The 23,212-nt window shown below is 69.2% G+C and carries 15 protein-coding genes and 1 tRNA gene; 13 read left to right on the plus strand and 3 right to left on the minus strand.

The genetic code is table 11. The features are described 5' to 3' along the window. Window positions 1-18 precede the first annotated feature (18 nt). Window positions 19-2,919 (minus strand): excinuclease ABC subunit UvrA, encoded by a 2,901-nt coding sequence (gene uvrA, locus D2K64_RS07535; protein WP_238384065.1) that lies wholly within the window; start codon window positions 2,917-2,919, stop codon window positions 19-21. A 271-nt stretch (window positions 2,920-3,190) separates the two neighbouring features. Between uvrA and ssb the strand changes: the two genes are divergently transcribed. The 11 genes from ssb (at window position 3,191) to msrP (ending at window position 16,847) form a co-directional block, all read left to right on the plus strand. After that, the gene (gene ssb, locus D2K64_RS07540) at window positions 3,191-3,718 is read left to right on the plus strand and encodes a single-stranded DNA-binding protein (protein WP_120007597.1); all 528 of its coding nucleotides are present in this window, start codon (window positions 3,191-3,193) and stop codon (window positions 3,716-3,718) included. A 108-nt stretch (window positions 3,719-3,826) separates the two neighbouring features. After that, entirely contained in the window at window positions 3,827-6,340 is a 2,514-nt protein-coding gene (gene ptsP, locus D2K64_RS07545; RefSeq protein WP_120007674.1) for a phosphoenolpyruvate--protein phosphotransferase, read from the plus strand. After that, window positions 6,330-7,271, plus strand: a complete 942-nt coding sequence (locus D2K64_RS07550; RefSeq protein ID WP_157985756.1) for a 1-phosphofructokinase family hexose kinase — start codon at window positions 6,330-6,332, stop codon at window positions 7,269-7,271. Before ptsP ends, D2K64_RS07550 begins: the two co-directional genes overlap by 11 nt. A 29-nt stretch (window positions 7,272-7,300) precedes the next feature. After that, window positions 7,301-9,073, plus strand: a complete 1,773-nt coding sequence (locus D2K64_RS07555; protein WP_202910540.1) for a fructose-specific PTS transporter subunit EIIC — start codon at window positions 7,301-7,303, stop codon at window positions 9,071-9,073. Between the two features lie 217 nt (window positions 9,074-9,290). Then, window positions 9,291-11,993, plus strand: a complete 2,703-nt coding sequence (gyrA, locus tag D2K64_RS07560; RefSeq protein WP_238384078.1) for a DNA gyrase subunit A — start codon at window positions 9,291-9,293, stop codon at window positions 11,991-11,993. Then, window positions 11,986-12,501 (plus strand): pantetheine-phosphate adenylyltransferase, encoded by a 516-nt coding sequence (gene coaD, locus D2K64_RS07565; protein WP_120007599.1) that lies wholly within the window; start codon window positions 11,986-11,988, stop codon window positions 12,499-12,501. The genes gyrA and coaD overlap by 8 nt, the downstream gene beginning before the upstream one ends. 7 nt (window positions 12,502-12,508) lie before the next feature. After that, window positions 12,509-13,081: a peptidylprolyl isomerase gene (locus D2K64_RS07570; RefSeq protein WP_162306162.1), complete on the plus strand. Its 573-nt coding sequence runs from the start codon at window positions 12,509-12,511 to the stop codon at window positions 13,079-13,081. Between the two features lie 85 nt (window positions 13,082-13,166). Next, window positions 13,167-13,239 (plus strand) — tRNA-Lys (locus D2K64_RS07575). A 61-nt stretch (window positions 13,240-13,300) separates the two neighbouring features. Continuing rightward, complete coding sequence (locus D2K64_RS07580) at window positions 13,301-14,389, plus strand: glycosyltransferase (RefSeq protein ID WP_120007600.1); 1,089 nt, start codon at window positions 13,301-13,303, stop codon at window positions 14,387-14,389. Further along, entirely contained in the window at window positions 14,386-15,834 is a 1,449-nt protein-coding gene (locus D2K64_RS07585; protein WP_120007678.1) for an ArnT family glycosyltransferase, read from the plus strand. Before D2K64_RS07580 ends, D2K64_RS07585 begins: the two co-directional genes overlap by 4 nt. Window positions 15,835-15,899: 65 nt before the next feature. Further along, on the plus strand, window positions 15,900-16,847 hold the full coding sequence (gene msrP, locus D2K64_RS07590; protein WP_120007601.1) for a protein-methionine-sulfoxide reductase catalytic subunit MsrP: 948 nt from the start codon (window positions 15,900-15,902) through the stop codon (window positions 16,845-16,847). A gap of 4 nt (window positions 16,848-16,851) precedes the next feature. Here the strand turns inward: msrP and D2K64_RS07595 are convergent, their stop codons facing one another. Further along, entirely contained in the window at window positions 16,852-17,301 is a 450-nt protein-coding gene (locus D2K64_RS07595) for an NUDIX hydrolase (RefSeq protein ID WP_120007602.1), read from the minus strand. 16 nt (window positions 17,302-17,317) lie between these two features. Further along, on the minus strand, window positions 17,318-19,390 hold the full coding sequence (gene recG / locus D2K64_RS07600; RefSeq protein ID WP_306418938.1) for an ATP-dependent DNA helicase RecG: 2,073 nt from the start codon (window positions 19,388-19,390) through the stop codon (window positions 17,318-17,320). A 43-nt stretch (window positions 19,391-19,433) separates the two neighbouring features. On the opposite strand from recG, the gene D2K64_RS07605 reads away from it, so the two are divergent. Then, window positions 19,434-19,748 carry a succinate dehydrogenase assembly factor 2 gene (locus tag D2K64_RS07605; protein ID WP_120007604.1) on the plus strand — a complete coding sequence of 105 codons (315 nt, stop codon included), beginning with the start codon at window positions 19,434-19,436 and terminating at the stop codon, window positions 19,746-19,748. Then, window positions 19,745-23,209, plus strand: coding sequence for a transcription-repair coupling factor (mfd, locus tag D2K64_RS07610; protein ID WP_120007605.1), 3,465 nt, complete (start codon window positions 19,745-19,747; stop codon window positions 23,207-23,209). The genes D2K64_RS07605 and mfd overlap by 4 nt, the downstream gene beginning before the upstream one ends. Window positions 23,210-23,212 lie beyond the last annotated feature (3 nt).

Consider the following 23,212-nt stretch of genomic DNA (forward strand, 5'->3'; position numbering starts at 1 on the left):
AGTCCAGAGTTCGGAGGCTCAGGCGCGCTTGCGGCGAGATGCCGGCTTGGCCGGCAGCAGGGGGGCCAGGAATCGTCCCGTGTGGCTCGCCGCCACGGCCGCGACCTGCTCCGGCGTGCCCTCGGCTACGATCTGACCGCCGCCATCGCCGCCCTCGGGACCCAGGTCGAGGATCCAGTCGGCGGTTTTGATGACTTCCAGGTTGTGCTCGATCACGACGACCGTATTGCCCTGCTCCACCAGTTGGTGGAGCACTTCCAGCAGCTTGCGCACATCCTCGAAATGCAGGCCGGTGGTCGGCTCGTCGAGGATGTAGAGGGTACGGCCGGTGGCGCGGCGGGACAGTTCCTTGGACAGCTTGATGCGCTGCGCCTCGCCGCCCGAGAGCGTCGTTGCCTGCTGGCCGAGATGGATATAGCCGAGGCCCACCTCCCGCAGCACGCGGAGCTTCTCCCTGATCGCGGGCACGGCGGAGAAGAACTCAACGCCTTCGTCCACCGTCATCTCCAGCACGTCGGCGATGGACTTGCCGCGGAACTTCACTTCCAGCGTCTCGCGGTTGTAGCGCTTGCCCTTGCAGGTGTCGCAGGTGACGTAGACGTCGGGCAGGAAGTGCATCTCGATCTTCAGCACGCCGTCGCCCTGGCAGGCCTCGCACCGCCCGCCCTTCACGTTGAAGGAGAAGCGGCCGGGCTTGTAGCCGCGCGAACGGCTGTCCGGCAGTTCCGCGAACCAGTCCCGGATCGGTGCAAACAATCCGGTATAGGTGGCCGGGTTGGAGCGCGGCGTGCGGCCGATCGGCGACTGGTCGATGTCGATGATCTTGTCGAGGTGCTCCAGCCCCTCGATCCGGTCATGCGGCGCCGGCACGGTGCCGGCCCCCATCAGGCGGCGGGCGGTGGCCTTGTACAGGGTTTCCACCGTGAAGGTGCTCTTGCCGCCGCCGGAAACGCCGGTGATGCAGGTGAAGGTGCCGAGCGGAATGCCAGCGGTCAGGTCGCGCAGGTTGTTGCCGCGCGCGCCTACCACGCGCAGCATGCGGTCCGCATCCGGGGCGCGGCGCTGCGGTGGTACCGGAATGCCGCGCCGGCCCGAAAGATAGGCGCCGGTGATGCTGTCCGGATGGCGCGCGACCTCCTCCGGCGTGCCCTGGGCGATGACGCGGCCGCCGCCGGCGCCGGCGGCGGGGCCGATGTCGATCAGGTGGTCGGCCGTGCGGATGGCGTCCTCGTCGTGCTCCACCACCAGCACGGTGTTGCCGAGGTCGCGCAGTCGTCGCAGCGTGGCCAGCAGCCGCTCATTGTCACGCTGGTGCAGGCCGATCGAGGGCTCGTCCAGCACGTACAGCACGCCGGTCAGGCCTGAGCCGATCTGCGAGGCCAGCCGGATGCGCTGGCTTTCACCGCCCGACAGGGTGGCGGAGGAGCGGGACAGCGACAGGTAGTCCAGCCCGACATCCAGCAGGAAGCGCAGCCGGTCCACGATCTCCTTGAGGATGCGGCGCGCGATCTCGGCCCGCTGCGGGGTCAGGGTAGCCTCCACGCCCTCGAACCAGGGCAGCGCGTCGCGGATCGACAATTCGCTCGCCGCCGCGATGTGCCGGCCGCCGATCTTGACCGACAAGGCCTCCGGCTTGAGCCGGGCGCCGCAGCAGGCATGGCAGGGACGGTCCGCCTGGTAGCGGGACAGATCCTCACGCACCCAGGGATTGTCGGTTTCGCGCAGGCGCCGCGACAGGTTGGGCAGCACACCCTCGAAGGGCTTCTTGACCTCGTAGGCGCGCAGCCCGTCCTTGTAGCGCAGCGACACCACCTCGCTGCCGGTGCCGTTCAGCACCGCTTCGCGGAAGGCAACCGGCAGGTCGCTCCAGGGCGTGGTGGTCTTGACCTTGAAGTGCTTGGCCAGGCTGTCCAGCGTCTGATCGTAATAGGGCGCGCTGTTGCCGGCCCAGGCGGCGATGGCGCCATCGCCCAGGCTGCGGCCCTCATCCGGCACCACGAGGGCCGCGTCGAAGAAGCTTTCCGTGCCGAGGCCGTCGCAGGCCGGGCAGGCACCCTGGGGCGAGTTGAAGGAGAACAGCCGGGGCTCGATCTCCTCCAGGGTGAAGCCGGAGACCGGGCAGGCGTAACGGCTGCTGAACACCGTGCGCTCGCCATCGTCGGCGTTCTCGGCATAGGCCACGCCGTCAGCCAGGCCGAGCGCCGTTTCAAAGGAATCCGCCAGGCGCTGGGCCAGCCCCTCATTGCCCACCACGACGCGGTCCACCACCACCTCGATGTCGTGCTTGCGGCGCTTGTCGAGGGACGGCGCATCCTCGATCCGCATCAGCTCGCCATTGATCTTCACCCGCTCGAAGCCGCGGCGCTGGTACTCGGCCAGCTCCTTGCGGAACTCGCCCTTTTTGCCACGCACCACCGGCGCCAGCAGCAGCAGCCGCGTGCGCTCCGGCATGGCCAGCACGCGGTCCACCATTTGACTGACCGTCTGCGCCTCGATCGGCAGGCCGGTGGCGGGCGAGTAGGGCACGCCCGCCCGTGCCCAGAGCAGGCGCATGTAGTCGTTGATCTCGGTCACCGTGCCGACGGTGGAGCGCGGGTTGTGGCTGGTGGTCTTCTGCTCGATCGAGATGGCCGGCGACAGGCCCTCGATGCTGTCCACGTCCGGCTTCTGCTGCAGCTCCAGGAACTGCCGCGCATAAGCCGACAGACTTTCCACGTAGCGGCGCTGGCCCTCGGCATAGATGGTGTCGAACGCCAGCGACGACTTGCCCGAGCCCGACAATCCGGTGATCACCGTCAGCGTGTGCTTCGGGATGTCGATGTCGACATTCTTCAGGTTGTGCTGGCGGGCGCCGCGGATGCGGATCAGGTCGTTCTGACCGGAGACAGCGGGGAGGTTCTGCTTGGACAGCTTGTTCAACGGAAGCTCCTGCGGCCCTGCGTTCGCCATGTGTTCCTGCGGCCTCTCATGCCAGCATCCGCCGGGCAGGGGAAGTAGGCCAGTGAACTTGCGGCGCCGCGGGAGCCGTGGCGGGGGACTGGTGGAGGAAACGGGCTGTGGCTAGTTTGCGGCACGGCGCCCGCAGGGGCGCGCGGAGATGTGAAACCTTGCCCGTCCACCCCATGTTCTGCCCAGGCCCGCGGCCGGGCAGGCCCGGCGGGACGGGGCAGCGGATGAGGAAGCGCGCGGCATGGCCGGCAGTGTCAACAAAGTCATTCTGATCGGCAATCTGGGTCGCGACCCCGAGGTCCGCAACTTCCAGAATGGTGGTCGGGTGGTGAATCTGCGAATCGCCACCACGGATTCCTACAAGGACCGTGAAGGGAACCGCCAGGAACGCACGGAGTGGCACTCCGTCGCCATCTTCAACGAGCGCGTGGGCGAGATTGCCGAGAAATACCTCCGGAAGGGCAGCAAGGTCTATATCGAAGGCAAGCTCGAAACCCGGAAATGGCAGGACCAAGCCGGGCAGGACCGCTACTCCACCGAGGTGGTGATCCGCAATTTCGGCGGCGAGTTGACGCTGCTGGACGGCCGCGGCGGGGAGGGCGGCGGCGCCATGGACGCCGGCGAGCGGCCTGCTGGTGGACGCCAGGGCGCAGGCTTCGGCGACCGTGGCGGCAGCTCCGCCGGCGGCGGTGCGTCACGGCCGCAACGCGGCGGCTGGGATGCGCCGAAGGGTGGCGGAAGCGATCTGGACGACGACATCCCGTTCTGACGCGAGCAGACAGTGCCGGGCCCGCGGCACGCTTGAGCACGGGCTGGGCCGGGTCTGACAGCGATGGCGGGCTCCGTTCCGAACAACCACAACAGGACCCGACCAGCCGTGATCCTTTCCGCGGACCTCATCCGCCTCGCCGCGAAGCCTGCCAGCAAGGACGCCGCCATCCGTCAGGCGGCGCAGCTGCTGGTTGATGCCGGTGCCATCCAGCCCGGCTACGTCGACAGCATGCTGCGCCGCGAGGTCGAGGCGGACACCTTCCTCGGCAACGCCATCGCCATTCCGCATGGCCAACGCGGCGACCGGCACCTGATCTCCCGCACGGCCATCGGCGTGCTGCAAGTGCCGGACGGCGTGGCCTGGAACGGCGATGACGTGGCGAAGCTGGTGGTCGCCATCGCGGCGCAGGGGGATGAGCACATCGCGGTGCTGCGGCGCCTCACCGACGTTCTCGGTGATGAGGCGCTGTCGGATCGCCTGGCCCGCACCGGGGATCCGCAGGACATCCTCGCAGCCCTCGATCCGGAGGCAGAGCCGCGGTCGGCCGGGGCGCCCGCTGCGGCCGTGCCGGAGGCGGCCGGTGACCTGATTTCCCTGGCGGTGGCGGCCCCCGCCGCGGCCGGCATGCATGCCCGGCCTGCCAAGGTGCTGGTGCAGCTGGCGAAGCGCTTCGGTGCGGAGATCCGTCTCCGGCATGGCGATCGCAGCGCCGACGCCCGCAGCATGATGGGGCTGCTGCAACTCGGCGCCGGGCCCGGCGCCGGCATGACGGCGGAGGTGTCCGGGCCCGATGCGCGGGCGGCGGCGACAGCCCTTCGCGCCGCGTTTGACGAGCAGTTGGGCGATGCCGCGCCGGGGTCTGCCACCGCGCCGGCCCCGGCCGGTTCATCGCCTCCGGCGGCGGCCGATGCGGAGTTGGAGGCCGGGGCGCTGCGCGGCCTGCCGGCCAGCCCGGGCATCGCCATCGGCGTGCTGCACCGCTTCCGCTCCGAGGCCGCCGGCTTCGCCGCCACCTCCACCGATCCGGCGGGCGAGCGCGCGGCGTTGGAAGCCGCGCTGGATCAGGCCCGACATGAGTTGAAATCCGTCGCCTCCGAGATGGCCCAGCGGGTTGGCGACCAGCATGCCGCCATTTTCGCGGCGCATGAGGAGTTCCTTGGCGATCCTGAACTGCTGCAGGCGGCGGATCGCGCCATCGCCGAAGGCGCCTCAGCGCCCGCGGCATGGCAGGGGGCGACCGACGCGCAGGCCGCAGCCCTGGCCGGCATCGGCGATCCGCTGCTGGCGGCCCGCGCGACGGATCTGAAGGATGTTGCGCGTCGGGTGCTGCGGCATCTGGTGGGCGGCCCGGCCGAGACCGCGGCCATTCCCGAGAAGGCCGTGATCGCGGCGGAGGACCTGACGCCGTCCGAAACCGCGAATCTCGATCCGCAGCGGGTCGTGGGCCTTGTCACGGCCGCTGGGGGGCCGACGGCTCACACCGCCATCCTCGCGCGCGCCCTGGGCATCCCGGCGGTGGTGGCCGCCGGACCGGGTGTTCTGGATATCGCCGATGGCACGCCGGTGATCCTGGATGGTGACCGCGGCGGGCTGCTGCCGAACCCCGACCCTTCTGCCCTGGGACGAGCGGAGGAGCGCCGGGAGCAGGGCCTGCACCGCGCCGACGCGGCCCGGGCCGCCGCCTTCCGGCCGGCGGTCACCACCGATGGGCACCGGATCGAGGTCGCGGCCAATGTCCGCCATCCGGAGGAAGCCTTGGCGGCAGTGGCGGCCGGCGCCGAAGGCACTGGGCTGGTGCGCAGCGAGTTCCTGTTCGACGAGCGCAGCGAGCCGCCTGGCGAGGATGAGCAGTTCGACCTTTACCGGCGCCTCGCAGAAGGCTTCGGCGGATTGCCGGTGGTGCTGCGGACGCTGGATGCCGGCGGCGACAAGCCCTTGCGCTTCGTCCAGCACCCGGTCGAGGCTAACCCGTTCCTCGGCCTTCGCGGCCTGCGTCTCAGCCTTGCCCAGCCCGGGCTGTTCCGGACCCAGGTGAGGGCGGCCCTGCGTGCCGCCCGCCACGGGGATCTCCGCATCATGCTGCCGATGGTCGATGGCCTGGCTGACCTGCGGGCGGCGAAGGAGCTGATCGAGGCGGAGCGTGCCGCGCTGAACGCGCCGCCGGTCGAGATCGGCATCATGGTGGAGGTGCCGTCCGCCGCCGTGATGGCGGATCAGCTGGCCCGCGAGGCCGATTTCTTTTCCATCGGCACCAATGACCTCACCCAATATGCCCTGGCCGTGGACCGGCTGCACCCGACCCTCGGCGCGCGGTCGGACGCCCTCGATCCGGCCGTGCTGCGCCTGATCGACATGACGGTGAAGGCGGCGCATGCGCGCGGCCGCTGGGTCGGCGTCTGCGGCAACATGGCCGCCGACCCGATGGCGGCGCCGATCCTGATCGGGCTCGGGGTGGATGAGCTTTCGGTTTCGGTGCCCAACGTGGCCGCGCTGAAGGCGCAGATCCGTGGCCTCAGCATGGCGCGGGCGGAGGATGTGGCGCGCGCGGCGCTGGGCTGCGGCACCGCGGCGGATGTCCGCGGCCTTCCGGCCCTGCGGGAGCTGGTCCATGGCCGGTGACACCCTGGCGCGGATCGGCACAGTTTCGCTGAACCCGGCCTTCGACCTGACCATTCCGCTGGAGCGCCTGGAGCCCGGCGAGGTGAACCGGGCCGCGGCGACGGAGCTTCGGCCGGCCGGCAAGGGGATCAATGTTTCGGTGATGCTCTCGATTCTGGGGGAGCCATCCGTCGCCACGGGGCTGCTGGGCGCGGAGGATGTGGCCGCCTTCGAAGCCTTCCTGCGGCCGATGGGCGTGATCTGCCGGTTCGAGCCGGTGCCGGGACGCTGCCGGATCAACGTCAAGGTTGTTGAAACGGCAGGTGGACGCGTCACCGACATCAATTCCCCCGGCACCGCCGCCACGGCCGACGCCATCCCGGCATTGCAGCAGCGCCTGCTGACAGCACCCGAGTTGATGGTGGTGTCGGGAAGCCTGCCGCCTGGACTTCCTCTGGGGGAGTGGTCCGGTCTGATGCAGCATCTGGCGGCCGGTGGGCGGCGCATCATCGTCGACACCAGCGGTCCTGCCTTCGGTGCAGCCCTGCCGGCGAAGCCGTTTCTGGTGAAGCCGAACCGCTCCGAGCTGGCGGCCGTTCTCGGCCGGCCACTGGTCGGGCGCGAGGCGCTGCTGCAGGCCGCCCTGGAACTTCAGCAGCAAGGCGTCCGACAGGTTGTGGTGTCGGACGGTGCCGAGGGCGCCCTGTTCCTGCTGGGTGATGCGCGGTTGTGGGTGCGCCCGCCTCCGGTGCCGCTGACCACCACGGTGGGGGCCGGCGATGCCATGGTGGCGGGCCTTGCCGCGGCTCTGGCCCGAGGCCATGACGCGGAGGCCGCCGCCCGCCTCGCCACGGGCTGCGCCGCGGCCGCGGTGTCGCGGCCGGCCTCCGCGCTGCCAGCGGCGGCGGAGATCACGCGGCTCGCGGCGGCGGCCCATATTGAACGCCTTTGATGTCTTCTCTTTGAACCTGGATGTGCGTCATGCCACCTGAACCCGGCTCCTCGCCATCGCCCAAGCTGCTGGCAGTGATCCGCCACGGTGCCAGCCAACCGCATGAGCGCATGGCCGCCGAGGCCCTGCGGGACGCCGCCCAGCGCGCCGATCTGCAACTGGCCATCGACACCTCCGACGCGCCGGCAGCCGCCACATCCGGCGGGGCCGTGCTGCTGGTCGGCGATGCCACAGCGGATGCCGCCCGCTTCGCCGGCCAGCCCCTGATCGCCACCACCATTGTGGAGGCCATCCGGCGGCCCGAGCAGGCGCTTCGCTCCGCGGCCTCGCTCGCCATGCTGCCCCGTCCGCAAGCCACGGCGCCCATGCCGGCGGCTCCGGCGGCTCCGGCCGCACCTGTTTCGCCGGCGGCGGAGGCCCGGTCACGCAGGCTGGTCGGCATCACCGCATGCCCCACCGGCATCGCCCACACCTTCATGGCCGCCGCCGCCCTGGAGAAGGCCGCCAAGGCGTCCGGCTACGAGATCAAGGTCGAGACGCAGGGTTCGGTGGGCGCCAAGAATACCCTGACCGATGCCGAGATCGCCGAGGCCGACGCGGTGGTGATCGCCGCGGATACCGGGGTCGACACGGGCCGCTTCGCTGGCAAGCGGATCGTGGTCACCGGCACGGCGGAAGCGCTGAAGGACGGCAAAGCCCTGATCGCCCGCGCCCTGGCGGCGGAGCCGATGGCCGGCGCGAAGCCGGGCGGTTCCACCCCTTCGCCCGGCAAGTCGACCCAGGCGCCCGGTGTCTACAAGCACCTGATGACCGGCGTGTCCTACATGATCCCGCTGGTCACCGCCGGCGGCCTATGCATCGCGATGTCCTTCGCTTTCGGCATCGAGGCTTTCAAGGAACCGGGCAGCCTGCCCGCCGCCTTGTTCCAGATCGGCGCCCAATCGGCTCTGGCGCTGATGGTGCCGGTGCTGGCCGCCTTTATCGCCTTCTCCATCGCCGACCGCCCGGGCCTTGCGCCGGGCTTCGTTGGCGGCTCGCTGGCGGGCGCGATCGGCGCCGGCTTCCTGGGCGGCATCGTCGCCGGCTTCCTGGCCGGCTATGTCGCCCGCTTCCTGCGCGACCGGCTGCCATTTCCGGAAAGCCTGGAAGGGCTGAAGCCGGTTCTGGTGATCCCGCTCCTGGCCTCGCTGATCACCGGCCTGCTGATGATCTACGTGCTGGGAACACCCATCGCGGCGGCGCTGGCCTGGCTGACGGAGTTCCTGCGCAGCATGGGCTCCACCAATGCGGTGATCCTGGGCGTGCTGCTCGGCGCCATGATGGCGGTGGACATGGGCGGGCCGGTGAACAAGGCGGCCTATGCCTTCGGCGTCGGCCTGCTGGGTTCCGAAACCTATGCTCCCATGGCAGCCATCATGGCGGCCGGCATGACGCCGCCGCTGGGCATTGCCCTGGCCACCCTGATTGCAAGGTCGCGCTTCGGGCAGGAGGAGCGGGACGCCGGCAAGGCCGCGGCGGTGCTCGGATTAGCGTTCATCTCGGAAGGCGCCATTCCCTTCGCCGCGAAGGATCCGGTGCGGGTAATCCCGGCGCTGATCCTGGGTTCGGCGGTGGCGGGCGGATTGTCCATGCTGTTCGGCTGCACGCTGCGGGCCCCGCATGGCGGGATCTTCGTGGTCGGCATTCCGGGGGCTGTCGGCAATCCCCTCTTCTACCTAGTGGCCATCGTCGCGGGGACTCTGGTCACCGCCTTCGCCGTTGCCGCCCTGAAGCGCAATTCGCCGGTGGCGGCCACGGCTTGAGGCCGTTTGGCGGCCGCCGCCGGACGCGGTATAAGAAGCGGGAAACCAACAGGGCAGGTGGCTTCCGCCGCCTCCCTCCACCGGCATCCTCTTCGAACCGGTGGCTGATTGCCATCCTGCTGCATGGGAACACCGCGTGAGCGAGAGCGACAACGGCACCGGACCGTCCGGCCATATTCCGCCTGAGGGAACCCTGCCGATCGCGCTTGAGGAGGAGATGCGCCGCTCCTACCTCGATTATGCGATGAGCGTCATTGTTTCGCGCGCCTTGCCGGACGTGCGGGACGGTTTGAAGCCGGTGCATCGGCGGATCCTGTTCTCCATGCAGGAGAACGGCTTCACCGCCGACAAGCCCTACAAGAAATCCGCCCGCGTCGTTGGCGACGTGATGGGCAAGTATCACCCGCACGGCGACAGCGCGATCTACGACGCCATGGTCCGCATGGCACAGACCTTCTCGCTGCGCGTGCCGTTGATCGATGGGCAGGGCAATTTCGGCTCCATGGACGGCGATCCGCCGGCGGCGATGCGCTACACCGAGGCCCGGCTGGCCAAATCCGCCGCGGCGCTGCTGGAAGGCATCGACGAGGACACCGTCGATTTCAGCCCGAACTACGACGAAAGCGCCGAGGAGCCCAGGGTTCTTCCGGCCGCCTTCCCGAACCTGCTGGTGAACGGCGCCAACGGCATCGCCGTCGGCATGGCGACCAACATTCCGACGCACAACCCGACGGAAGTGATCGACGCCACGCTGAAGCTGATCGCGGAGCCGGACACCTCGCTGGAAGATCTGATGCAGATCATCCCGGGACCGGATTTCCCCACCGGGGCGCTGATCCTGGGCCGCTCCGGCATCCGCTCCGCCTTCGAGACCGGCCGCGGCAGCGTGGTGCTGCGCGCCCGCGCCGAGATCGAGGAGATGCGCGGCGGCCGCAGCGCCATCGCCGTGTCCGAGATCCCCTACCAGGTGAACAAGGCGGCACTGATCGAGCGCATCGCCGATCTGGTGCGCACCAAGCAACTCGAAGGCATCAGCGACCTCCGCGATGAGAGCGACCGTTCCGGCCTGCGCATCGTGGTGGAGCTGAAGAAGGATGCCACGCCGGAGGTGGTGCTGAACCACCTGTACCGGTACACCAACCTGCAGACATCCTTTGCCGTCAACTTCCTGGCGCTGCATGAGGGACGGCCACAGCAGATGGGGCTGCGGCAGGCGCTGCGCGCCTTTATCGATTTCCGCGAGGAGGTGATCCTCCGCCGGTCCCGGCATCGCCTGGGCAAGGCGCGCGATCGCGGGCACCTGCTGGTGGGCCTCGCCATCGCGGTGGCCAACATCGACGAGGTCATCCGGCTGATCCGCGAAAGCCCGGACGCGCTGACCGCCCGCACCGCGCTGATGGCGCGGCAGTGGCCGGTGGCCGATGTCGGGCCGCTGCTCGCCCTGGTGGACGATGCGGGCAACATCGTGGTCGACGAGACGGTTCGCCTGACCGAGGCGCAGGCGCGCGGCATCCTGGAATTGCGCCTGCAGCGCCTGACCGGGCTGGAGCGCGACAAGATCCATGGCGAGCTGGATGAGGTGGCCGGCCGCATCCGCGAGCTGCTCGACATCCTGTCCTCGCATCCGCGTCGCATGGAGCTGATGAGCAGCGAATTGCTGGCCGTGCGGGCGCAGATCGCCTCGCCGCGCTTGTCCGAGATCGTCGAGGGCATCGCCGACCAGGATGACGAGAGCCTGGTCGAGCCCGGGCTGATGGTGGTCACCCTGACCCGGGACGGCTACGTCAAGCGCACGCCGCTGGAAACCTTCCGCGCGCAGAACCGCGGCGGCCGTGGCCGCAGCAGCGCCTCGATGCGGCAGGACGACGTGGTGATCCGCTCCTTCAACGCCCATACTCACCAGTGGGTGCTGTTCTTCACCAGCCGCGGCATCGCCTTCCGCGAGAAGGTGTGGAAGCTGCCGGAGGCGGGGCCGACGGCGCGCGGGCGTTCGCTGCGCCAGTTGCTCCAACTGCAGGAAAACGAGTCGGTGACCGCCGTGCTGCCGCTGCCGCAGGACGAGTCGCTGTGGGAGAACCTGCACCTGGTGTTCGCCACCGCGCAGGGGAATGTGCGCCGCAACCGCCTGTCGGATTTCAGGAACGTCCGCTCCTCCGGCTTGATCGCCATGAAGCTGGACGAGGGCGACAGCCTGATCGGCGTCTCGACCTGCCGCGAAGGCGACAACGTGTTGTTGGCGTCGCGCTCCGGCCGGGCCATCCGGTTCGTGGCCGATGTTGACACGCTGCGCGTCTTCGCCGGCCGCGACTCCACCGGCGTCCGCGGCATTCGGCTCGGCAAGGGCGACGAGGTGATCGCGCTGTCCGTGCTGCGCCACGCCGAGGCGAGGGTGGAGGAGCGTGCCGCCTACTTGAAGCAGGCGGCGCAGCGCCGCCGTAGCGCCGATGAGGCGGCGGAAGCGGCGGCCGAATCCGAGGCCGCGCTGGCCGAGGAGAGCGCCGAGGAGGCGCATAGCGATATCGCCCTCTCGGCCGAGCGGATGAGCGAGCTTGAAGCGCTTGAGGATATCCTGCTCACCGTCACCGATGGCGGGTTCGGCAAGCGTTCCTCGGCCTACGAGTACCGCGTCACCGGACGTGGCGGGCAGGGCATCACCAACATCAACCTGACGTCCCGCACGGGCCGCGAGGTGGTGGCGACCTTTCCGGTGCGCGGCGGCGACGACGTGATGCTGGTGACCGATAGCGGCCGGTTGATCCGCGTGCCGGTGGACCAGGTGCGCATCACCGGCCGGCAGGCCATGGGCGTGATGCTGCTGCGGCTGGATGATGGCGAGCGCGTGACCTCCTGCTTCACCGTGGTCGAGGAGCAGGGCGTGGATGCCGAGCTGCCCGGCGGCGAGGACGTTCCGGATGCCTGAGCGCGCCGGCGTCTATCCCGGCACCTTTGATCCGGTCACCAATGGGCATCTCGACATCATCGGGCGCGCCGCGCGCCTGCTGGACCGCTTGGTGATCAGTGTCGCCCGCAGCGGCGGGAAGGGACCTCTGTTCGCGCTGGAGGAGCGGGTGGAACTGGTCCGCGCCGAGGCCGCGGCCGTGGCGGGCGGCAGCGGCTGCACCATCGAGGTCGTCGCGTTCGACGGCCTGCTGGTGAACCTGGCCCGTGACGTCGGCGCCGGATGCATCATCCGGGGCCTGCGCAGCGGGACGGATTTCGACTACGAGTTCCAGATGGCAGGCATGAACCGGCGCCTCGATCCCGCGGTCGAGGAGCTGTTTCTGATGGCCAGCGAGGGGAACCAATTCATTGCTTCGCGTTTAGTGAAGGAAATCGCGCGGCTGGGAGGCGATATCTCCTCCTTCGTGCCGCGGATGACGCTGGAGCGGACGCTTGCGCGGCTCCGCCCGGCGGATCCAGGGGAGTAACCACGGCATGCATCGACGCACTCTGCTTGCCAGCACCATTGCCGCCACGGGGATCATGATGAGCGAAGCCACCACCAACGACGCCGCCGCCCAGGACGATCGCGAGAACACGCTGTTCTTCGATCTCAAGGATGGCCGCGTCGTGATCAAGCTGCGGCCGGACCTCGCGCCCCAGCATGTCGAGCGGATCAAGGCGCTGGTTCGCCAGGGCTTCTATGACGGTACGCCGTTCCACCGCGTGATTGAGGGTTTCATGGCGCAGGGCGGGGACCCGACCGGCACCGGCACGGGCGGCAGCCAGATGCCGGACCTGCCCGCCGAGTTCAGCCCGCCGGCCAAGGCGCGCTTCCTGCGCGGCGTCTGCGGCATGGCTCGGACGGCGGCGCCGAACAGCGCCAACAGCCAGTTCTTCATCATGTTCGCACCGGCTTCCAGCCTGGATGGCCAGTACACCATCTGGGGACAGGTGACGTCGGGCATGGAGTTCGTGGACAAGATCAAGCGCGGCGCCGGCCAGAGCGGCATGGTGCGTGAGCCGGACCGCCTGTTGAAGGCGCAGCTGGCCGCCGACGCGGCCTGAACGGAGCTCATGCACCCTCTGGTGGTGCCTGGCTCTTGACAGCCTGGGCCCGGATCGGCTTACCCCCGCTCCGGCGTCCCACTCCGTGCCCGTAGCTCAGTTGGTAGAGCACGAGACTTTTAATCTTGGGGTCCAGGGTTCGAGTCCCTGCGGGCACATACCCCCCAGCCGCCGGCATGCCCTGGCACAGCGTGACCAGGAAGGCTAAGCACGGCGGCGATGTCACCGCCGATTCTGACCGTTGTGGTTCCCTGTTACAACGAAGCCGCCAATGTGCTTGCCATGGTGTCGCGGCTGCGATCGGTGCTGCATGGCATCGCATGGGAAGTCATCTTCGTTGATGATGACAGCCCGGACGGCACGGCCGCCGTGGCGAAGCAGCTCGCGGCTGATGATGGCCGCATCCGCTGCATCCGGCGTGTTGGCAGGCGCGGCCTTTCATCCGCCTGCGTGGAGGGGATGCTGGCCTCCGCCGCCCGCTACGTCGCGGTGATCGATGGCGACCTCCAGCACGATGAGAACCTGCTGCCGGAGATGTTGCGCGTGCTCGAAGCGGATGAGGCCGATGTCGTGATCGGCAGCCGCCATGTGAGCGGCGGCGAGGCGGCCGAAGGCTTCTCGCGGCTGCGACGGATGCTCAGCGATGGCGGAACCGGCCTCGCCCGCCTGTTCCTGCCGGTTCCCGTGGCCGATCCGATGAGCGGCTTCTTCATGCTGCGCCGGGCCACGGTGGATCAGCTGGCGCCGGAACTGACCGGGCGCGGCTTCAAGATCCTGCTCGACCTGTTGCTGACCAGCCATGCCGTGCTGCGCATCAAGGAACTGCCCTACGTGTTCCGGCCTCGCGAAGCGGGCGAGTCGAAGCTCGACACCATCGTGTTGATTGAATTCCTGACGCTGCTGCTGGACAAGGTGTCGGGCGGCATCCTGCCTATGCGGTTCCTGTCCTTCGCCGCGGTGGGCGGCTTCGGGTTGCTGGTGCATCTGCTGGTGCTGACCGCGTCGATCCACCGGATGGATTTCGCGGCCGCGCAGTGGTTGGCCAGCTTCGCCGCCATGACCGCCAATTTCTGGCTGAACAATCGCCTGACCTATAGCGACGTCCGGCTTCGGGGGGCGGCCTTGTGGCGCGGCCTGCTGATCTTCTACGTCGTCTGCGGCGTGGGCGTCGCGGCCAATGTCGGCATCGCCGGGCTGATGCTGCATGATGACCAGATGAACTGGGGCCTGGCCGGTGCCGCGGGCGCGCTGATCACGCTGGTGTGGAACTACGCGGTCTCGGCGACTCTGGTTTGGCGCGCGCGATGACCGCATCGGCCCGCCCCTGGGTGCTGGCGCTCGGCCTGCTGACCGCCTTGCGGCTGGTTGCGGCCATGATGCTGCCGCCGGCTCCCGACGAAGCCTATTACTGGATCTGGGGGCGGGCCCTGGCCCTCAGCTACTACGACCATCCGCCCATGGTGGCCTTGTGGACGGCCGCAGGCTCCGGTCTGCTAGGCGACACGGCCCTCGGCCTGCGGCTGCTGGGTCCGCTGAGCTTGGCGGTGGCCTCGGTGCTGCTGGCGCGGGCCGGCAATGCCCTGTTTCCGGCCAGTGGCGCCGGATACTGGGCCGCGGCGCTGTTGAACGGGACGCTGCTGTTCAGTGCCGGTTCGGTGCTGATGACGCCGGACACGCCGTTGCTGGTGTTCTGGTGTGCCGCCTTGTGGGCCTGGGTACAGGCGCATCTGCGGCAGGACGGGCGCTGGTGGCTGGTGTTCGGGGTGCTCGCCGGGTGCGCGCTGTTGTCGAAATACACAGCGGCATTCCTGGGTCTTGGCGTCCTGATCTGGATGATCGCCGCGCCCCGGGCGCGGCACTGGTTCCGAGACTGGCGCCTGTGGGCCGGCGGCATCCTGGCGGTGGTGGTGTTTTCCCCGGTTTTGGTGTGGAACGCACAGCATGACTGGGTCAGCCTGGTGAAACAGGGTGGGCGGGCCGGCAGCGTGGGAACCGGATCGGCGCTCCGCTATCTGGGCGAACTCATCGGTGGCCAAATCGGGCTGGCGACGCCGATCATCTTCGTGCTGTGCGTCGCCGGTATCGCCGTCGCATGCCGGCGGTTCTGGCGAGGCGATGCTGCGGCAGGGCTTCTGGCCGCCGCGACGATTCCCGCCGCCCTGGTCTTTCTGTGGCAATCCACCGGCAGCCGGGTGCAGGGAAACTGGCCGGCGATCCTTTATCCCTCGGCCTGCCTCGCGGCGGCCGGCTATCTCAGCCCGCGCTGGCACCGGTGGCGCCGCTGGGGCATCTCGGTGGGCCTGGTGCTGACCGCGATGGTGTTGCTGCAGGCCGCGCTGGCCCCGTTGCCCCTGCCACGCCGCAGCGATCCGACGCTGGCGCGCCTCGGCGGGTGGCAGGATTTCGCGAACCGTGTGGAGGAACTGCGCCTGGAGCGCGGCGCCAGCTTCGTGGCCGCTGAGGAATACGGGCTGGCGAGTGAGCTGGCCCTGCACCTGCCGCGTGGCACCCCGGTCATCGCGCTGGGCGATCGCTGGGACCTTTTCAACCTTCCGGAGCCTCCTCCGGGTGGCCGGGGATTGCTGATCCGCAGTACGCGGCGGGGCGAGGCCGAGCCGCTCTGGCCGCAGTCGGAACCTGCGGGCGAGGTGTCGCGCCGGCGCGAGGGGATCGAGGCGGAGCGCTACCGCATCTACAACGTGACTGTGATCGGGGACGGGCCGAGGAAGGTGGCTTTGCCGTCGCGCCGCTGACGTGCCGGCCCTGGTGAAGCCCGCGCCGCCGCCTACATGCAGGGGGCAAGCGAAAGGGCCGCGCCATGTTGATTCGGATCCGCCGGGGATGGGAGTTGCCGGAAGCAGCGGCGACGCCGGAAGCCCTGGTGTTGAGGCGCCGCGCTTGGCTGCGTGCCGCCGGGCTCGGCGCGGTGGCGATCGCGGCCCCGGGCCTCGCCGGCGCCCAGACGGCCCCGGGCCCCATGAATGCTGTGGCGAACAGCCGCTTCCAGCCCGGCCGCGACATCACGCCGGAGAAGGATGCCGCCAGCTACAACAACTATTATGAGTTCGGCTCCAGCAAATCGGTCGCGGCCGCGGCGCAGAAGCTTCCCCAGTCGCCCTGGACCCTGAAGCTCGAAGGCTTGGTGGAGAAGCCGCAGGAGCTTGACCTCGGCGATCTGCTGAAGCGCGTATCCCTGGAGGAACGTGTTCTGCGCCATCGCTGTGTGGAAGCGTGGGCCATGACCGTGCCCTGGACCGGTTTTCCGATGGCGGAGCTGGTCAAGCTCGCCGCGCCGACCTCCGCAGCCCGCTTCGTGGTGTTCGAAACGATCCAGGACAGGGCCCGGATGCCGGGGCTTCGGCAAAGCTGGTATCCCTGGCCCTATCAGGAGGGCTGCACCCTGGCCGAGGCCACGAATGAGTTGTGCTTCCTGGCCGTCGGGATGTACGGCAAGCCGGTTCCGGCCCAGAACGGCGGACCGATCCGGGTGCTGTTTCCATGGAAATACGGCTTCAAGAGCGGCAAGGCGCTGACGCGGATCCGCTTCACCGACACCCGCCCCGTCAGCTTCTGGGAGAAGCTGCAGCCGAGCGAATACGGCTTCTGGGCCAATGTGAACCCCGCCGTGCCGCATCCCCGATGGAGCCAGGCGTCCGAGCGGCTGCTGGGCAGCAACGAACGCGTGCCCACGCAGATCTTCAACGGCTACGGCGAGTTCGTGGCGCCGATCTATGCCGGGCTTGAGAAGGAAGCTCTGTTCCTCTGACCCCTCAATCCGGCAAGCGGCGGCGGCCCTCAGCAATGGCCTGGAGCACCTCCGGCCGAAGGCTGAGGCCGGCGACCTGATCCGGCGTGAACCAGGCGGCAGCGCTGGCATCGTCGCCCGCCCGCGGCGTGCCGGCCAGCCATCGCGCCGCGAAGTCGAGGATGGTGTAGTGGAAGCGGGTACGGCCCTCCTCATCCTGGCTGATCGCATCCACGGCCAGGGCGATGTGCAGGGGGCCGGCCGTGACCCCGGTTTCTTCGAGCAATTCGCGGCGAGCGGCCTCGTCCACGGTTTCGCCCAGATGCTGGGCGCCGCCCGGAATCGACCATTCGCCGAGGCGGGGCGGCCTAGCGCGGCGTACCAGCAGCACGTCCTCGCCCCGGAACAGGATGACGCCGATGCCGATCCAGGGACGGTCAGGATATTCCCGAGAGAGCGCGGGAGCAGAATTCATGTCTTGCCTCCCGGTGTCAGCCCGCTGCCAGCGGAGCGAGGCTAAGGTCGTGGTCGAACAACGCCAGCAGGGTGCGCGCCGCACGGCCGCGGGGCGAGGCGGAGAGTTCCGGGTCACGTTCCAGCAGCAGCGCGGCATCCTGGTGCGCCATGCGAACCAGACCGCCATGCCGGGCCGGGTCCGCCAACCGGCGGCCGATGCGGCCCGCCTGCCGTACTCCCAGAGCATCTCCGCCGCCGCGATAGTCCAGATCGGCATCGGCGATCACGAAGCCGTCCTCGGTGTCGCGCAGCACCGAGAGCCGGCGCTGCTCCGCCTCGTTCAACTCGGCCGAGGGCAGCAGCAGACAGAAGGATTGCGCGCTGCCGCGCCCGACCCGTCCACGCAGCTGGTGCAGGGCCGCCAAGCCGAAGCGCTCGGCCTGCTCGATGATCATGATGGTGGCCTCAGGCACATCCACCCCGACCTCCACCACCGTGGTGGCCACCAGCAGCTGCGCCGTTCCGGCGGCGAAATCCTGCAGCGCCGCTTCACGAATCTCCAGCTTCTGGGCGCCATGCGCCAGCCGGACCAGGGACCCGAAGATCGCGGAAAGCTCCGCGAAGGTGGTCTCGGCCGCCACATTGTCGTGTTTCTCGCCTTCCTCCACGGCCCGAACGACCCAGTAGGCGCGGTGCCCCTGCGCAAAGGCAGCACGCAGCCGTTCCACCAGCTCGTCCCGCCGCTCGCGGCTGACGATGCGGGTGACAATAGGCTGCCGGCCGGCGGGCCGGCCTGCGAGGCGGCTGACCGCCATATCGCCCCACTGGGTCAGCAGCAGGGTGCGGGGAATGGGCGTGGCCGTCATCACCAGCACATCCGTGAGGCCCTTCTCCGTCAGGGCCAGGCGCTGCGCCACACCGAAGCGGTGCTGCTCGTCGACCACCACCAGGCCCAGATCGCGGAACACCACGCCATCCTCGATCAGGGCATGGGTCCCAATCACCATCGGGATGGAGCCGTCGGCCAGGCCAGCCATGACCCGACGGCGCTCCTTGCCCTTCACGGAGCCCGCCAGCAGCATGCATTCCACGCCGGCGGCGCCGGCCAGCTTCCGCAGCGTCCTCAGATGCTGCCGCGCGAGCAGCTCCGTGGGCGCCATCAATGCCGCCTGCGCCCCGGCTTCCACCGCCCGCAGCATGGCCAGGATCGCCACCAGCGTCTTGCCCGCGCCCACATCGCCCTGCAGCAGCCGCAGCATCCGGCGCGGCACGGCCAGATCCGCATCGATCTCGCGCAGGGCCTGCTGCTGCGCCTCCGTCGGCGGATAACCGAAGGCTTCGAGGGCAGCGCGGCGGAGGCGGCCATCGCCCTGCAGCGCGCGGCCGGGGCGTTGCAGAACCGTTCGCCGCACCAGCCCAACGGCCAATTGCCCCGCCAGCAGCTCGTCATAGGCGAGACGTTCCCGCGGTTCCTGGTCGGGGATGGTGTCGGGCCCCTGAAGCAGGTGCAGCGCGTCGGAGAAGGAGGGCCAGCGGCGCCGGGCGAGCAGGGTCGGATCGTGCCATTCGGCCAGATCCGGCACGATCTTCAGCGCTTCCTCCATCGCCCGGCCGATGTCGCGCTGACCCACGCCCTTCACCAGCGCCCAGACCGGCTGGATGGCGGGGATCTGGTCGGGCGGCTCGACGAAATCGGGCGCATCCATCTGCCAGCGGTCGCGGTACCGCTTCACCCGCCCCGAGATCCGGCGACTGGCCCCTTCCGGAAAGGTTCGGCCCAGCCACGCCCCGAGCCAGGATCGGCGGCCGAAATAGATCAGGTCGATCGGACCGGAAGCGTCGTCGCAGCATACCACCCAGGGCTGCTGCGGCGTGCGGGGCGGCGTCACGTGGCGGATCACCACCGGACGGGTCGTTATCTCGCCATCCTGCAGATCCAGGTTGCGGCGGTCCTGATACCGTTCCGGGAGATGGAACAGCAGGTCGATGATCCGCGTTCCATCGATCGCGCGTTGCACGCGGGCGCGCTTGTCCTCACCCAGCGGAAGGCTGTCCAAAGGCGCCAGAAGCGCGGCGTGGCTTTCCGGCATCGTCTCTCGGGCTGACATGATTCCCATCCGCCTCTATATGCCAGCCTTGAAAGGCGCCGACATGTCCCAGACCGATCACACCTGTCCCGATCTTTCGCCGCGTCACCGGCGCCTGCTGTTCCGCGCCTCGCATCGCGGCACAAAGGAAACCGACCTGATGATCGGCGGCTTCGTGTCCCGCAACATCCGGACCTTCAACGAGGCCGAGCTGGATGAACTCGAGGCCGTGCTGGAATACCTCGATGTCGACCTGGTCGACTGGCTTTCCGGCCGGCGGCCCATTCCGTCCGAGATGATGACGCCGATGCTGGCCCGCATGGCGGAGGCCTGTTCGGAGTCGGGCGCCGGCATGCCGGAGAGCGTGCGACGCGCATGACGGCTCTGACCGTCTTCGGTGCCCCGGAAGGTTTCGACGCACTTCTCCTGGCCCGCCGCAGGGCCGAGGCGGACGGCTTCGTTCTGCATGTCTGCCGCGACGATGCCCGCGTCGCCCGCATGCAGGACGGGCTGGCCTTCTTCGCGCCCGATGTCGAGGTGCTTCGCCTGCCGGCCTGGGATGTGCTGCCCTATGACCGGATTTCGCCGCATGCGGAGCTGGTGGCCGAGCGGATGGCGACCCTGGCCCGGCTGGGCGAGCCGCAGGCGCGCCGCGGCGTCGTCCTGACCACCGTCAACGCCCTGGTGCAGCGGGTGCCGCCGCAGGCGGTGTTCGAGGGTGCGACGCTGCATCTGCGCCGCGGCAGCCGCACCACTCCGGAAAAACTCTCCGCCTTTCTGGAATCCAATGGCTATGGCCGCGTTGCGACGGTCATGGAGCCCGGGGAATATGCCGTGCGCGGCGGCATCATCGACCTCTACCCGGCGGGGCAGCCGGAGCCGGTGCGCGTCGACCTGTTCGGCGATGAGGTCGAGAGCCTGCGCAGCTTCTCCACGGAAACGCAGCGCAGCGGTGCGCAGCTGAAGGAATTATCACTGCGCCCGGTGGGCGAGGTGTTCCTGGACCAGGAGTCGATCTCACGCTTCCGCAGCGGCTACCGCGAATTGTTCGGCTCAGCCGCGGCGGAGGATCCGCTCTACGTCTCGATCTCCGCCGGCCGCCGCCATCCGGGCATGGAGCATTACGCGCCGCTGTTCCACGACAGCATGGCGACGCTGCTCGACTACCTGCCGGGCGCTTCGGTCAGCCTCGACCATCAGGCCGAGGATGCCCTGGAAGCCCGGCTGGAGATGATCGAGGATCATTATCAGGCACGCCGCAACCCGACGCGGGAAGGCGAGGTGCCGTACCGGCCCGTGCAGCCTGCCCGCTTGTACCTGACGCGCGGCGACTGGGACGCCATGCTGTCGGGCGGCCCCCTGCTGCGCTTCACCCCGTTTCCCCAGCCCGAAGGCTCCGACGACGGCCTGGATGCCGGCGGGCGCCCCGGGAGGCTTTATTCCGAGGTCCGGGCTTCCGGGGAGAACGTGTTCGCCGCCTTCAAGGAGCAGGCGCAGAGCCAGTCGCGGCTCGGTCTGAAGCCCGTGCTGGCGGCCTGGAGCAAGGGCTCCCGCGAGCGGCTGGGCAATCTGCTGCGCGAGAATGGCGTCGCCGCGCAGGTGGCGGAAGACTGGCGCGCCGCCACTCGCGTGCCGGATGGCGTGATCGCCCTGGCGACCTTCGGCGTTGAGCGCGGCTTCACGGCGCCGCCCGGCGGCCCGCGGCAGCCCGGCATCGCCATCACCGGCGAACAGGATCTGCTGGGCGAGCGGATCGCCCGGCCGCCGCGGCGCCGCAAGCGCGCCGACCAGTTCATCGCTGACGCCACGGAGATCGCTGAGGGCGATCTGGTGGTGCACCAGGATCACGGCATTGGCCGCTATGACGGGCTGGCCATCATCGAGGTCTCCGGCGCGCCGCATGATTGCCTGCGGCTGATCTATGATGGCGGCGACAAGCTGTTCCTGCCGGTGGAGAACATCGAGCTGCTGTCACGCTTCGGCAGCGAAACGGCTGGCGCCACGCTGGACAAGCTGGGCGGCGCCTCCTGGCAGAACCGCAAGGCCAAGGCCAAGCAGCGAATCGCCGACATGGCCGAACGCCTGATCCGCATCGCGGCGGAGCGCCGGGTCAAGGACGCGCCACTCGCCGCGCCGCCGGAAGGCGCCTGGGACGAGTTCTGCGCCCGCTTTCCCTTTGCCGAGACCGACGACCAGCAGCGCGCCATCGCCGATGTGCTGGAAGATCTCGCCGCCGGCCGCCCCATGGACCGGCTGATCTGTGGCGATGTCGGCTTCGGCAAAACCGAGATCGCCCTGCGCGCCGCCTTCGTGGTGGCGATGACCGGCGTTCAGGTGGCGGTGGTGGTGCCCACCACGCTCTTGTCACGCCAGCATTTCCGCACCTTCACCGCCCGCTTCGAGGGCCTGCCGATCAAGGTCGCGCAGCTGTCACGGATGGTGACGGCGAAGGAGGCAGCCCAGGTGAAGGCGGGGCTGGCCGACGGTTCCATCAACATCGTGGTCGGCACCCACGCCCTGCTGGCCAAGGGCATCGAATTTGCCGATCTCGGCTTGGTGATCGTCGACGAGGAGCAGCATTTCGGCGTGGCGCACAAGGAGCGGCTGAAATCGCTGAAGGCCGACGTCCACGTGCTGACGCTGACCGCCACGCCGATCCCCCGCACCCTGCAGCTGGCGCTGACCGGGGTACGGGAGATGAGCATCATCGCCACGCCCCCCGTGGACCGGCTGGCGGTGCGCACCTTCATCATGCCGTTCGACGCGGTGGTGATCCGCGAGGCGATCCAGCGCGAGCGCTTCCGCGGCGGGCAGATCTTCTGCGTCGTGCCGAGGCTCGAGGACCTGCCGAGAATGGCCACCCGGCTCGCCGAGATTGTGCCGGAGGCGCGCACCGTTCAGGCGCATGGCCGCCTGACACCCTCCGAGCTGGAGCGGGTGATGACCGAGTTCGGCGACGGCAAGTACGACATCCTGCTGGCCACCAACATCGTCGAGAGCGGCCTCGACATGCCGGCGGTGAACACCCTGCTGATCTACCGCGCGGACATGTTCGGCCTGGCCCAGCTCTACCAGCTGCGTGGACGCGTCGGCCGCGGCAAGCTGCGTGGCTACGCCTATCTCACCTGGCCGGCGACGCAGCGCCTGTCCGTCGCTGCCGAGAAGCGGCTCGCCGTGATGCAGACGCTGGACAATCTCGGTGCCGGCTTCACCCTGGCCAGCCATGACCTCGACATTCGCGGCGCCGGCAACCTGTTGGGCGACGAGCAGTCCGGCCACATCCGCGAGGTCGGCATCGAGCTCTACCAGCAGATGCTGGAAGACGCGGTGGCCGATATCAAGGCCGGGCAGGGGCGGAAAGGCGAGGGTGCCGATCGCGAGTGGACGCCGCAGATCAATCTCGGCCTGCCGGTGCTGATCCCGGAAAGCTATGTCGCGGACCTGCCGGTGCGGCTCGGTCTGTATCGCCGCATCGGTGGCCTGGCGGGAGATCAGGAGGTCGACGCCATGGCGGCCGAGCTGAGCGACCGCTTCGGTCCGCTGCCACCGGAGGTCGAGAACCTGCTCCAGGTGGTGTCGATCAAGCATTTCTGCCGTCAGGCAGGGGTGGAGAAGCTCGATGCCGGTCCCAAGGGGATCGTGGCCAGCTTCCGCGGCAACCGCTTCGCCAATCCGGGTGGGCTGGTGAGCTGGGTGACCGCGCAGAAGGGGCAGGTGAAACTGCGGCCCGACCACAAGCTGGCGATGGTGCGGGAGATGGATCTGCCGGTGCGCGTGCGCGCCGCCAAGGACATGCTGGTCGCGCTGGCCAAGCTGACCCGTCAGGCCAAGGCGGCCTGACGG

It is taken from the genome of Teichococcus vastitatis, from assembly GCF_003604215.1.
GTDB lineage: Bacteria > Pseudomonadota > Alphaproteobacteria > Acetobacterales > Acetobacteraceae > Pseudoroseomonas > Pseudoroseomonas vastitatis.